This is a genomic window from Archangium sp., assembly GCF_036389735.1.
GTDB lineage: Bacteria > Myxococcota > Myxococcia > Myxococcales > Myxococcaceae > Archangium.
The window spans coordinates 1-13295 of the sequence record NZ_DASVWK010000428.1; the positions used below are offsets into that span (position 1 = coordinate 1).

The 13295-nt window shown below is 68.5% G+C and carries 10 protein-coding genes; 4 read left to right on the forward strand and 6 right to left on the reverse strand.

The genetic code is table 11. The annotated features are described in order from the left end of the window. On the reverse strand, positions 1–1161 hold a 1161-nt coding region (locus tag VF794_RS15400), incomplete at its 3' end, for an SDR family oxidoreductase (protein WP_331111091.1). 259 nt (positions 1162–1420) lie between these two features. Between VF794_RS15400 and VF794_RS15405 the strand changes: the two genes are divergently transcribed. Continuing rightward, positions 1421–4612 carry a hypothetical protein gene (locus VF794_RS15405; protein WP_331111093.1) on the forward strand — a complete coding sequence of 1064 codons (3192 nt, stop codon included), beginning with the start codon at positions 1421–1423 and terminating at the stop codon, positions 4610–4612. Here VF794_RS15405 and VF794_RS15410 read toward each other — a convergent pair. Next, positions 4607–5200: an N-acetylmuramoyl-L-alanine amidase gene (locus tag VF794_RS15410; protein WP_331111095.1), complete on the reverse strand. Its 594-nt coding sequence runs from the start codon at positions 5198–5200 to the stop codon at positions 4607–4609. The genes VF794_RS15405 and VF794_RS15410 overlap by 6 nt on opposite strands. A gap of 373 nt (positions 5201–5573) precedes the next feature. Between VF794_RS15410 and VF794_RS15415 the strand changes: the two genes are divergently transcribed. Further along, positions 5574–6194, forward strand: a complete 621-nt coding sequence (locus tag VF794_RS15415; protein WP_331111097.1) for a zf-TFIIB domain-containing protein — start codon at positions 5574–5576, stop codon at positions 6192–6194. A gap of 14 nt (positions 6195–6208) precedes the next feature. On the opposite strand, the gene VF794_RS15420 is transcribed toward VF794_RS15415, so the two are convergent. Next, positions 6209–6757, reverse strand: a complete 549-nt coding sequence (locus VF794_RS15420) for a hypothetical protein (protein ID WP_331111098.1) — start codon at positions 6755–6757, stop codon at positions 6209–6211. Positions 6758–6943: 186 nt separating this feature from the next. Here VF794_RS15420 and VF794_RS15425 point away from each other — a divergent pair, with 186 nt between their 5' ends. Beyond that, the gene (locus tag VF794_RS15425) at positions 6944–8626 is read left to right on the forward strand and encodes a catalase (RefSeq protein ID WP_331111100.1); all 1683 of its coding nucleotides are present in this window, start codon (positions 6944–6946) and stop codon (positions 8624–8626) included. A gap of 36 nt (positions 8627–8662) precedes the next feature. Here the strand turns inward: VF794_RS15425 and VF794_RS15430 are convergent, their stop codons facing one another. The 3 genes from VF794_RS15430 to htpG all read right to left on the reverse strand — a co-directional run bounded on the left by VF794_RS15430 (position 8663) and on the right by htpG (position 12924). Then, entirely contained in the window at positions 8663–9247 is a 585-nt protein-coding gene (locus VF794_RS15430; RefSeq protein WP_331111102.1) for a superoxide dismutase family protein, read from the reverse strand. Between the two features lie 88 nt (positions 9248–9335). After that, positions 9336–10916 carry an N-6 DNA methylase gene (locus tag VF794_RS15435; protein ID WP_331111104.1) on the reverse strand — a complete coding sequence of 527 codons (1581 nt, stop codon included), beginning with the start codon at positions 10914–10916 and terminating at the stop codon, positions 9336–9338. 25 nt (positions 10917–10941) lie between these two features. Beyond that, on the reverse strand, positions 10942–12924 hold the full coding sequence (gene htpG, locus VF794_RS15440; RefSeq protein WP_331111106.1) for a molecular chaperone HtpG: 1983 nt from the start codon (positions 12922–12924) through the stop codon (positions 10942–10944). A gap of 112 nt (positions 12925–13036) precedes the next feature. Between htpG and VF794_RS15445 the strand changes: the two genes are divergently transcribed. Beyond that, the coding region (locus VF794_RS15445; protein WP_331111108.1) for a GNAT family N-acetyltransferase at positions 13037–13295 on the forward strand (259 nt) is incomplete at its 3' end.

Below are 13295 nucleotides of genomic sequence, written 5' to 3' on the forward strand. Positions count from 1 at the left end.
CGCGTTCACCAGGTGGACCTCCAGCATCTCGGCCGTCGAAACGTCCGCGAGCTTCATCCGCCAGGAGTTCATCTCCCGCAGGTCCACCTGCTGCAGGTCCGCGTCCAGCCTTCCCTTGGGGAAGAGGGCGCTCGTGTCGCCTTCCTGCTCGAGGACGTACGGGAGCAGCGACAGCGCGGCGGACGAGTGGATGCCGAGCGCGGGATCGCTGCTGTGCCACGTGGGCACGAGCGTCGAGGTGTCGACGCCGCCTCCACCGAGGGCGGGGCGCACCGCCGCGACGCACTCCTCGTGCCCGGCGAGCAGCGGGCGCGTCTCCGCCGGGAGCTCGTCGAAGGGGCGCAGCTCGCCCTCCAGCAGGTGCTCGTAGAAGCCGGGCGGACGGCGCACGGTCTGCGCCGCGTTGTTGATGAGGATGTCCAGCCGGTGGTGCGTCTGCTCGATGTGCCGCGCGAAGAGCTCGACGCTGGGGGCGTGCCGCAGGTCGAGGCCATGGATGTGCAGCCGATGCGACCACGCCGCGAAGTCGGGCTCTCGCACGTAGCGCTGTGCCGCGTCCTTCGGAAACCGGGTGGTGGCGATCACCCGCGCACCCGAGCGGAGCAACATCAGCGACGCCTGATACCCGATCTTCACGCGCGCGCCGGTGATCAGCGCGACCTTCCCGGACAGCGGCGCCCGCTGCGTCCGCTTCGCGTAGTTGAAGTCCGCGCACTCGACGCACATCGTGTCGTAGAAGAAGTGCAGCTTCCGGTACTCCGCCTTGCAGACGTAGCATCTGCGCGGAATCTCGAGGATCCGCTCCGGGCCCTCGGTGGGCGGAGGGGGAAGCTGCGGCGCCGTGAACACGGCGGCACGGCGCAGTGAGCGGATCTCGGTCGTCGCGCGGATGTCGCGGTCGTGCTTGAGCTTCGTCTGCCTCCGGTCCCGCCTCAGCGCCTTCGCGAGCCGCGACTTCGTGTCGCGATCCGGATGCACCACGCGGCCGGCGGCGGCCAGGAACGCGATCCGATCCGACTCGGGGAGATTCGCCAGCAGGAGGCGGTCCTGGGCGATCGCCTCGAGGAGGTGTGTGCACTGGCGCACCTCGTCCAGCGACAAGGCGCAGGGCGGTGTTGCGGACGGTAGTTGTGGTTTCTGGGCGCTCTCGGCGTTTTTCATCTCCCCGCTGCATAGCTCTCGGGGCGGTGGGAGGAAAGGACGGAGGCGGGGTCAGGCTCGACGGGCGGGAGGGGGGCCGTGCGGCCGAGCCAGCCATGCCGACGGGCCCGCCTTCCACACGAAGCGGCATTGGAGGGCCTGTCCGCTTCTGGGTTGCCATGGCCTGACACCCTCCTGAACTTCACGTCGTGGGGGTGTGCCCAGCCTCGCGCGCCCTGGCAGCCGGGAGCCCGGCCCTCTCTCCAAGGAGGGTCTCTACTTGCCACCCACTTCCGTCCTCGAAACCGTGCGCCCCCTCCTTCCATTGCTGGCCGTCGGTGGCACCGTGGCGCTCGCCGTACTGTGGTGGGTCTGGCCCTGGCTCTCCGGCAGGTTTCCCCGCGTGACCGCCCTGCTCTGGCCCCACCTGGTGATCGGAGGCGTGCTCCTGCTCTGCATCGTGGGGCTCTTCGTCGGGCTCGTCCATGGCACGAACTGGCTCTGGAGCGATCATGACGAGGTCTGGTGCTGGCTGACCGAGCGCATTCCCCTCCTGGGCCCGCTCGACTGGCTCTGGCCCTGGTTCCCCACGCTCTTCGTCCTCTTCTTCCTGCTCTTCCTCGCGGCACTCGCCTTCTCACGCCGGCTCTTTCATGGCCTCGCGCTGCTGGCCGTGGTGTCCGTGCTCCTGGGGGTGGCGCTCCACGCGGAGCCCGGCGGCCCGGGACCTGCCCGCCTGGAGGAGTCCCGGTCCAGCCTTCCCCAGGTGGTGAGCGAGCGGCTGTCCACCCGGATTCTCGGCCCCTCCATTCATCGCGAGGACATCCGGTTGGACCTCATCAGCGCCGCCGTGCTCGGTGTGATCGCTCTACTCGGCTTCAGCTGGCTGGATCAGATCAACCTGCGCCGGGCCCTTCAGCCCATCCGCGTCGCCAGCATCGAGGAGAACCGGGACCCGGACGGAAAGCCGAAGACCCGCCCCGACCTGGAGAACCTCATGCGGGAGTGCCTCCACCGGCAGACCCCGCATAACCCGTCCGCGCTGCCAGGCGGTGCCCTGGAATACTGGCAGGACTTCGTGGAGCAGCAGTCCGTCAAGGACAACCACTGGCTCACCCGGGCCGTGGCCTTCGTCATGCGCTTCATCCTTCCTCCCTCGGGACTGGAGATCACGGGCACCCTGCTCCACACGGAGGGCCCCGGGGCCGATACGTGGGGCATCCGCGTCAACATGGTCGACCTGCGGACCGGCCGCACCCTCATGGCGCGCACCATCTCCAGCGAGGTCAGCCTCGAGAGGGCCGTCGAGCAGGCGGCCTACTGTGCCGTGGAGCGTGCCATCGAAGAGTGCCGGGTGCTTCCGGAATGGAACTACTGGGAAGAGGGTGATGGCTCGGCGCTCTGGAAGTACCACCAGGGAGTCCAGAAGCTCCACGCGTACTCCGCGAATGCGTCGACCAGCGCCGAGGACGCGCGCGAGCTCCTGGAGGAGGCCGCGCGGGACAGCCTGGGCAGTGCCATGGTGCGCCTGCATCTCGCCGAGGCCCTCGAGGCCTGTGGCGACTACGTGGGCGCCATCGAAATCTACCTCCAGGTCTGCGAGCGCTACCCGCACCTGCTCGTCGCGAAGGTCCGCCTGGCTTCCACCTGTCGCTCGGCCACGTTCTGGGCCAGGCGGCTGGACGAGTCGGACGGTTCCGGGTCGGGCCACCTGGGGGACGAGCCCGGCGCCATGACTCCCCGCCAGCGGTTGCTGGTCGCACTCGAGGGCAGGTTGGCCCAGAGGCTGCGCAGACCGACCCTGCCGAGCAGGCTCATCGAGCGGCAACTGCGACTCCAACAGCATGCGACCCGGCCCGAGCGCGAATGGGGGCAGCCAGGAGACATGCCTCGGAGCAGGCCGCTGAGGGTCAAGCACGGACAACCCATCATCTTCGGGGAGAAGGATACCGGACGGCTGGAGCGGGCCTTGCTCAACATGGGCGCCAGGGCCCTGAAGCAGCTCATCCTGTTCGGACGCTGGGAGGTCCTGAGGCGGTGTCTGCGGAGCACCGTTGATCGCCGTCTCTTCTGGCAGACCCTGATGAGTCCTCCCCAGAAGCGGCGCGACCTCCAGCTCGCCATGCGGGCCGCCCGGGGCTGCGCCGAGTGGCAGCAGCTCAAGGACCTCGAGGAGCAGTACCAGAAGAGCCGGAAGTACCTTCAGGAGGACAGGCCCCTCGCCCATGCTCCGGTCCGCCACCGCCTGCGCTGGCACCTGACCTATCTCCACTGGAAGCTGTCCCACCCACCGATCGGGCTCCAGAAGCGGTGGTACCAGTACCAGATGAGCAGGGTGGCCCGTCATGCGTCCCTGGCCGCGCGGATCCGCCCCAACTGGCTGGGAACCGCCAACTACCACCTGGCCTGCTTCTACTCCGTCTGCATGGGCGCCAGGCTCCTGGAGCTTCCAACGAAGAGGGCCCCGGAGAACGATGTGTGGCTCGCGCCCGAGCTGGGGAAGGGTGAGGAGGCGCAGAAGCCCATCGGCAAGGCCCTGGGTGGGTTCAAGCAACTCTCCGCGCTCTTCCAGGATGCGGGGGAGCACGCTCATGCGGCCTTCGACGGTTACAAGAAAGACGCCTCCAGGCCTTTTCTTCCCGCGGAGAACACCAACCCCCGGGGGATTGTCGTCGCGAATCTCGAGGCGGCCAACACCCTGATGGAGAAGATCCTCGAATCCGGCAAGCTGCTGCCAGCCGAGAGCCGTTCCGCGCGCCGGCGCATCGTCCGGCGCCGCCGCCTCATCGAGCTCCAGTATTATCGGACGCGGCTCTGCGCGCTCACGCGGGTTGACCGTCTCTGGGAGCAGCGTGGAAACGTGAGCCGCTTCTGGCCGCCCACCCCTGACAGTCCCGACAGGCACCAGGCCCAGGCCCTTCAGGTCCAACTCGAGGTGGCGCTGGACCAGCTCCTCCAGCGGTACGAGCAGCTGCTCAAGCCCGGGAAGGACTCGCGCTCGCCCGCTCCGAAGGTCGAGGAGTTGCACGCGCGCGGCCAGGCCCTGTACGCGCTGCTGACCCAGGCGCGGGTCTTCCTGCTCACCCACGATACGAGGCACCAGGCGACCCAAAGGGCGCTCCTGGGGCTGCTCATGGTCACCCACCAGCGACTCGATGCGCTGATGCGGGTGCCCCTCGCGAGGCTGCGCGTGCTGAAGACGCTCGATACGAAGCTCAAGGCCCAGGAGGAGGCCATCGCGCGCCTCCAGGAACTCTGCCGGCACGCGCATGGCGTTCAGGCCCTCGGCCGGCACGCCTGCGAGCACCTCTCCCAATCGATTCGAGATCCCGATGGGCCGTTCACCACCAGCACCAAGAAGTGGCTGCTCGGCTATCCCGACCTCGAGCCGCTCCAGGTGCAGCACAGCTTCAAGGCCTGGGAGTGGGTCACCCTGCGCCAGACGAGCCACCCCGGCGCCACGCTCTCATGAAGCTCCGGGCGGAAGCTCCATCCCCGCTTGACTGGCGGCCTGCTCCGAGGCCGTCAGGTCGTTCGGCGCCTCGGCCTTGGTTTGCCGCCTTTCCACCACCTCGTGGATGACGAGATCGAAGTCGAAGCCGGTGGAGGGGCCATCCCCACGGCCCACGGCCACGTCCCGGTGACGCACCACGTTCCGCGGCGGGATGGTGCCGTACTCCTCCATCAGCATGGACACGAGGTCTCTCAGACTGTCGTATTGGGCTCGGGTGTAGGCAGGGTCCTCGCGGCCGTCCCCCACGACGGCGATGCCGATGGAGTGCTCGTCCATGTCGATCACCCTCCCGTGCAGCCTGCACGGCCCCGCGTGCCAGGCACGGTCCTTATCAGCGACGAGTTGATAGATCTGCCCGTCACGTTCCACCAGATAGTGCACGCTCGCCCGGGAGGCCGGGTTGCGCAGCCGTGTCAGTTGCTCGAGACCGTCGTTCGAGCCAGTGCCGTGCAGGACGATGGCCACGACCTTCCGGTACCTCCGACAGTCGAAGTTGGGAGATGCCATGGGGATGATGGAGAGATCATTCCTGTCGGGCTGGCTCATGAGCACCACCTCATCCGGTTAGAGGGCATCCAGCCGGGAATGTGATTCGGGCGTTCCCAATGAATCTAGGAACGCTCCCCGCGCCCCCTTTCCCTCTCCCTGGGAGAGGGACCAGGCACGGCCTCGAGGATAGGCATGTGGCCACGGGCGAGGCCGCGTCTAGTCCGCCGCGAAGCAGTAGAACAGACCCGCGCCGCCCGTTCCGCGGAGGGCGTCCTGGCTGCAGCCGCCGCGCTTCGGTGCCGGCCCGAGGACGTCACCACAGCACAGGGTTGCTCGTCGGCTCATCCGCGACTCGACGGCAAAGTTGTTCTGTCGACCCGCTCAAGACGATGCATCCCTGGGCCCCGTCCTGGGATAGGATTTCCGACGCATGGTGTCCGAGAGCAAGTGTCCCCGCTGCACGCAATCCCTCCAGGCCTTCTCCGTCCAGACGCCCTCCGGCGTCGGGCTCGAGCTGGCCCGCTGTTCACACTGCGGCGGTTGCTGGGGCGCGAGCGGTCGTATCCAGCACGCCTTCGGCCCGTCCGCCCAGCACCGGCTCATCGGCGGCATGACGACGCGCACCTGCGTGGAGTGCCGGATCCTCATGACGCCCGCGATGCTCCCCGCCGACATCTCCGTCGAGGTGTGCTCGGCCTGCCACGGCATGTTCCTCGACGCCGGGGAGCTGACTCAGCTCGGTGTCGGGGAGCCGAGCCGTTCCCCCGCGCGCTCCGGTCTTCCGCGACCCGCTGACACGCCACGTCCCGCCGCGCCTCCTCCTGCCCAGGCCGTGCCTGCTCCTCGGCCCCCGCGTTCCCAGCGGGTCCCCGCGCCACCCAGGCCGCCCCCGCCGCCCATCGAGGACACCGAGGAGGCCACACCACCCGCTGCTCCCGCGGGCACCTTCGAGTGCATCGAGTGTGGCCAGTACAAGCCCCTGCGGGAAGGCCAGGCCCTGCGGGACGGTCTGGCCTGTCGCGCCTGTATGAAGGCGCGCGCGGGAGGGTGACGAGCGCGAGGGGCTCAGCCGCCCACGGGGCCGAGGTCGGTCCTGCGCCCCTTGCCCCATTGCACGCCAGTCTGGGCCCGGTAGTCGGTGAAGAGCGAGCCGAGGATGGTGCTCGCTCCCACGAAGACGTGCATCAGGGTGACGAGCTTGCTGCGCCGCGAGTAGCCGAAGACGAAGGGCGCGGCGATGACGCTGAAGCTCCACACGTAGTCGATGACCTCGTGCACCTCGATGGGGATGAGCTTCTTGAGGCTCATCCGGTAGTCGGTGAGCAGCGACACGCCCGCGCCCGAGAGCCCCAACGCCAATCCGGCGGTGCAGGCGATTTTCGAGCCGGACATCAACCCCGCTCCGGCCACGGTGAGCGCGCCCTGGTAGTCCAGCAGCGAGTGGATGTCCTGCGGGAGGCGGCGGCTCAGCGGCAGTCGGCCCAGCAGGGGCTGGGCGGGGATTCCAGCCGCGGCGCTCTTGTCCCAAAGACCCTTGCGGCTCTCGCGCACCGGGGTCGGGACGGGCACTGGCTGGCGGGGGGTCTTCGTCTCAGGGGTGGGCGTGGTTTCCATGCACGGCTCCTTGGGAAAGACGGCATGTGAACGGTAGGCACCCGGTGGAACTGTCAGTGCGCCTACTCTCGCCGCTCGGCCGGTGCGCGACCTGTCAATGACGGCGGTCCAATGCCCCGTGGGACGGTTGCCTTCAGCAGGAGGCGTACACACGGTGAGGCCCCTTCTCGCTCGGCAGGAGTACGGATGAACAGGAAGACGGACGACGCGCTGATCCAGCAGCTATCCAGCGGTACCGGCCATGGCGCCCCCGCTGAACGGGCCAAGGAGGCGCGGGAGGGGACCCTGACCACGCGCCAGGGACATCCGGTCTCCAACAACCAGAGCGTGCGCACCGTGGGCAGCCGTGGCCCCACGACCCTGGAGAACTACCACTTCCTCGAGAAGATCACCCACTTCGATCGGGAGCGAATCCCCGAGCGGGTGGTGCATGCCCGTGGCGCCGGGGCGTACGGCTACTTCGAGGCCTACGGCACGGTCGGCAAGGAGCCCATCTCCAAGTACACCCGCGCGAAGCTCTTCCAGGAGAAGGGCAAGCGCACGCCGGTCTTCGTCCGCTTCTCCAGCGTGGTTCACGGGGGCCACTCGCCGGAGACGCTGAGGGATCCGCGCGGCTTCGCCGTCAAGTTCTACACCGAGGATGGCAACTGGGACCTGGTGGGCAACAACCTCAAGGTCTTCTTCATCCGGGACGCCATGAAGTTCCCGGACCTGGTGCATGCGTTCAAGCCGGACCCCGTCACCAACCGGCAGGACGCCCGCCGCATCTTCGACTTCGTCAGCCACCAGCCCGAAGCGACGCACATGGTGACCTTCCTGTTCAGCCCCTGGGGCATCCCGGCCAGCTACCGGCACATGGAAGGCTCGGGCGTGAACACCTACAAATGGGTCAACATGGAGGGCGAGGGCGTCCTGGTGAAGTACCACTGGGTCCCCAAGCAGGGCGTGAAGAACCTGACCCAGGCCCAGGCCGAGCAACTCCAGGCGAAGAACTTCAACCACGGCACGCAGGACCTCTACGAGGCCATCGAGCGCAAGGAGTTCCCGGAGTGGGAGTTCTGCGTGCAGCTCATGAGCGATGGGGAGCACCCCGAGCTGGATTTCGATCCCCTGGATCCGACCAAGCTGTGGCCCGAGGACAAGTTTCCGATGATGCCCGTGGGCCGGATGGTGCTGGACCGCAACCCGGTGGACTACTTCGCCGAGGTCGAGCAGGCCGCCTTCGGCACCGGCGTGCTGGTGGATGGTCTGGACTTCTCCGACGACAAGCTGCTCCAGGGGCGGACGTTCTCCTATTCGGACACGCAGCGCTACCGGGTGGGCGCCAACTACCTGCAGTTGAAGATCAACGCCCCGCAGCGGCCGGTGGCCACGCACCAGACCGGGGGACAGATGAACCAGGGGCGCGATCTGGCCTCGGGCCACAATCCCCACGTCAACTACGAGCCCTCGGCCCTGGGCGGGCTCCGCGAGGCGCCAGCGGCCGGTGCCGAGCACACGCCGCATCACATGGGCCGCCTGGTGCGGAAGCAGATCGAACGGCAGAACAACTACCAGCAGGCCGGTGAGCGCTACCGCTTGTTCGAGGACTGGGAGCGCGACGAGCTCATCTCCAACCTCGTCGGAGAGCTGAAGCGCTGCCCCCGTGACACCCAGGAGCGGATGCTCTGGCACTTCTCCCGGAGCGATGCGGACTATGGTCGCCGGGTGGCCGAGGGCCTGGGCCTGTCCGTCCCCACGAGCCTGCCCCCCTCGCTCCAGGGCATCGTCCCGGAGAGTGACCTGCGCGCTCCGAGCACGGGCACGCCCGCGGGCGACTCCGTCACCTCGCCCACGGCCTCGGGGCAGAAGTCCGACAAGAAGACCTGAACGTCGACCGCGGGCCTGGGGAAACGCCGGGTGAGCCTACGGCTTCATCACGACGCCGCAGGCGATGCGGTCGCCGGCGTTACCGGCGGGGTCGCTCTTGTAGTCGTCCCCGCTGGCATGGACGACGACGGCGGCGCCGTCCTGGTCCTGGAGGTCCTTCATCATCAGACCGTGGGCGAAGTGGTCGAACTGTACCTTGCCGTCGGTGCCCACGTGGAGGTTGGGCAGGTCCCCCCCATGCTTGCCCTCGGCGACGAGGATGCCGTGCTTCTTCTTGTCCGGGTTGAGGTGGCCGCCCGCGGTGGTGAAGGGGGCCTCGCACCTGCCGGCCTCGTGGATGTGGATGGCGTGGTCGCCCGGCGGGAGGTTGGAGAGGGTACCCTTCACCAGGGTGCCGTGAGGCGTCTCGGCGAGCGTCACCTCGCCGATCGTCTGGCCCTTCTGGTCCTTCAGCTCGGCGCGAAGGGGGGCGCCCGCGGCGGCCTTCTCGGCCGACTTCTCGGTGGCCTTCTCCTCCTTCTTGGCGGCGGCTTTCTCCTTGGCGGCGGGGGCCTTGCCCTGGGCGAACGCGGGGCCAGCAAGGCAGAGGACGGCGGCGGTCAGCAGCGCACGAGTCTTCATGAGTGGTGTCTCCTTCGCTACGGGAATTCCCGATTCCGGACTTCCGGATCGGGAGTGAAGGTGGACACTAATGTTCCGGGTAGGTTCCTCAAGGCTGGAGAGCAGCCAGGGGGACGGGCACCACGCGCGAGGCCCCGTACACGGGGGCCCAGTGCAGCTGAACCTCGGGGCCATTGAGAAAGCGGACGATCGCCCGGTAGGCGGCCAGCGGTCCGCCGAGCCGCTCCGCCCAGACGAGGCCTCGTGGCGAGAGGTTGGGTACGAGGGGGCCCAGGGCGTCCTCCGAGCCCGTGACGCGGGTGATGTCGAGTCCCTCGTCGCGCACGCGCTGGGGGACGAGCAGGGGCGCGAAGCGGGCATGCCGGTGGTCGTGCACGCAGCCCTCTTCTTCCAGGAGCGCGGCGGAGAGCGGCAGCTCGCGCACGTTGAAAAGGAGCTTCACCGCACCGCGGTGTGGATCCCACGGACCGCGCAGCCGGTGATCGCCTCGGGGGATGAGGCGCCGATCCAGGTAGCAGAAGGCGCGGGCCTCGGGGGGGAGGGTGCCGCGATGGCGCGCCCCGGCATAGCGGAAGAAGGGACGTACGCGGGCCGGGTCCACGGAGAAGGCAGGGCCCTCCTTCAACGCGTGCAGCTTGGGCAACAGGGCCTCGGGAATCCCATGGGCACGGGCGAAGTCGCCGAGCGCCTCTAGCGGAGCGCGCGCGAAGTCCTCGAGGCGGGTGAGGAGCCGCCGCGGGTCCTCATCCACCAGCAGCTCATCGAAGCGGGTCTTCACGCCCGGGAGGCTCACCGGGAGGAGCGTGGTGAGGGACTCGCCCTCGGTGCGCCAGCGAACATCGAGCGCGGAGGCCTCGGGAGACGTCGGAGCGAGCCGCCACTCGGGGGCCTCGGGAGTAAACGGAACCGATCGGGCACCACTGCCCGAGAACACGGGGCTCACCCGCCGTGCCTCCGGGGGCGACGTCCACACGGTGATGCAGGTGCGCACCTGAGTCCCAGCGAAGGCCCCTGGTCCCAGGTCCACCACCTCGCGCAGCGTCAACGCCCGCAGCAGTGCCTCCCGCAGGGGCGCATAGAGGAAGGCATCGAGGAGGCTGGAGGGTGTGATGAAGGCGAGCACGCCCGGGCGCGAGGAGAGCCGGTGCGAGGCGAGCAGGAGGAAGAAGGCGAAGTCATCGCGCAGGCTGGTGCCGGGAGGGAGCGCGAGGGGGAGGAGGGCGCGGAGGCGGGCGTAGGCGTCGCGGTCCTTCAAGAGCGAGGAGGTGCCGTTGTAGGGCGGGTTGCCCACCCACACCTCGTGGTGACCCGAGGGAAGGCCCTCCAGCAGGGGCGAGAGCCCACCGCGCAACGCATCGCCCACGCGGATGTCCGCGCCAGGGACACGAGCCTGACAGGCACGGGCCACCTCGGGGGAGAGTTCCAGGCCGCCGAGCCACGCCTGGGGCCGAGCGTGGGCCGCGGCGGCGAGGAAGGCCCCGGCGCCACAGGAGGGATCCACCACCGCGAGCGGCTCCTCGCCCGCGTACGCGAGGGCGAGGGCCAGCGTGCGCTCCACGAGTGGAGCGGGCGTGTAGAAGGCACCGAGAGCGCGCCGGTCGAGACCGGGGAACTGATGGACGAGCGCCTCCTCGTCGAGGGCGTTCGGTGCGATGGGGACACGCGGCATCCGTCCCCATCCTACCCGAGGCGCTTCAGTTGCGCGGAACCGGAGTCTCGGCTGTCGGCACTTCCGGCCCGGAGGCCACCGCGCCCGTGGGCGTGGGGTTGCCCGAGCCCTGCGCGGCCACCTGCGTCATCAGCGCCGTCATCCTCCGCGCGAAGCGGTTCGGATCCTCCACGCTGCTGCCCTCGGTGAGCAGCGCCTGGTCGTAGAGCAGCTCGATCCACTCCGTCACCTGGGCCGAGCCGGCCTCCTTCTCGGTCACCGTGCGCAGGTGCTCGATGACGGGGTGCGTGGGGTTGACCTCCAGGATGCGCTTGGTGCGCGGCACGCTCCGGCCGCGCTCGCGCAGCAGCCGCTCCACGAAGGCGTGCGAGCCGCCCTCCGGCACCACCAGGCAGCAGGGCGAGTCCGTGAGGCGATCCGACACCCGCACCTCGCGCACCTGCTCCTTGAGCACCTCCTTCATGCGGTCGGCGAGCGGCCCCAGTCCCTTGGCGCGCTGCTCCTTCTCGCGCTTCTCCTCGTCCGTCTCCTTGAGCTTGAGGTCCGCGTGCATCGCGGACACCAGCGGCTTGCCCTGGAACTCGCGCAGCCCCTGGGTGGCCCACTCGTCCACCGGGTCCGTCATGTAGAGGACCTCGTAGCCCCGCTTCTTGAGGGCCTCCAGGTGGGGGGAGTCCACCACCGCCTTCCGAGACTCGCCGAAGATGTAATAGAGGGCCTCCTGGCCCTCCTTCATCCGGGACACGTAGTCCGCGAGCGAGGTGAGACCCTCCTCGCGCGAGCTCTCGTAGCGCACCAGGGCGCCCAGCTTCTCGCGGTGCTCGGTGTCGACGGCGAGGCCCTCCTTGAGGACGGTGCCGAAGCCCTGCCAGAACGTGCGGTAGTCCTCCGGCTTGTCCTTGGCGAGCTTTTCCAGCATGTCCAGCGTCTTCTTGGTCACGTGCTTGCGGATGGCCTGCACCACGGCCGAGTCCTGGAGCAGCTCGCGCGACACGTTGAGCGGCAGGTCATCCGAGTCCACCACGCCGCGCACGAAGCGCAGCCACTGGGGCAGCATCTCCTCGCAGCGGTCCATGATGAGCACGCGCTTGACGAACAGCCGGACCCCGCGCTGGTCGGGGCTGTTGAGGTCGAACGGTGGGTGCTTGGGAATGAAGAGCAGGCTGGTGAAGACCTGGTTGCCCTCGGTGCGGAAGTGCGTCCACGCGAGGGGCGCCTCCCAGTCGTGGGTGAGGTGCTTGTAGAACTCCTGGTACTGCTCGTCGGTGATCTCACTCTTCGATCGCTGCCACAGCGCGCTGGCCTTGTTGACCACCTCGAGCTGCGTCTCGGTCTTCTGCGCGTCCCCCTCGCCGGTGGTCTTCTTCACCTGGAGCTTGATGGGGTGGTTGACGTAGTCCGAGTACTGGGTGATGAGCGAGCGCAGGCGCCACTCGTCGAGGAACTCCTTCTGGTCCTCCTTGAGGTAGAGGGTGACGGAGGTGCCGCGTGTGGAGCGCTCGGCGGGCTCCACGGTGAAGGAGCCCTTGGCATCCGAGGCCCACCGCCAGGCCTGGGAGTCCTTGCCGGCCGCCCGGCTGACGACCTCGACACGATCGGCGACGAGGTAGGCACTGTAGAAGCCCACGCCGAACTGGCCGATGAGGTTGACGTCCTTCTGGCCGCGCTGGGACACCAGCTCCAGGAACTCGCGAGAGCCAGAGTGGGCGATGGTGCCCAGGTTCTTCACCAGCTCGTCATGCGTCATGCCGATGCCGGTGTCCTCGAGGGTGAGGGTGCCCTTGTCCGCATCGGGGATGAGATGGATTTCAAGGGCCGAGGCCCCTTCGAGCAGCTCGGGCTCGGTGACCGAGCGGAAGCGCAGCTTGTCGAGTGCGTCCGACGCATTCGACACGAGCTCGCGTAGGAAGATTTCCTTATGGCTATAGAGGGAGTTGATGACCAGGTTCAGGAGCTGGTTGATCTCCGCCTGGAACTTGTGGGTCTCCCGAGGGGTATCGACGTTCATGCTCCCCCTGTAACCATTGAGAACGCGCTGTCCAGCCGGAGGGCTCGCACGCCAGGGGAGCGAGCGGGGCGAGGTTGTCCTAGGCTCCCTCCCCATGACGCAGGAGGCCAGCGTGGACCCGACGACATCGCAGTTTGGCCCGCCACAAGGGGAGCAGGAGCTCGCCGCGGCGGAGGACATCGTTTCCCAGGCCTTCGGGATGGCCCCCGAGGAGATGCGTCCCTGGAGGCAGAAGGTCGAAGCCGGGAACGGCCAGTTGAAGGTGCTGCGCGAAGGAGGCTCGGTGACCGCCACCAGCGTCCTCATTCCCATGGGGCAGTGGTTCGGTGGGCGTCGGGTCCCCATGGTGGGCATCGGCGGCGTGGGGGTGG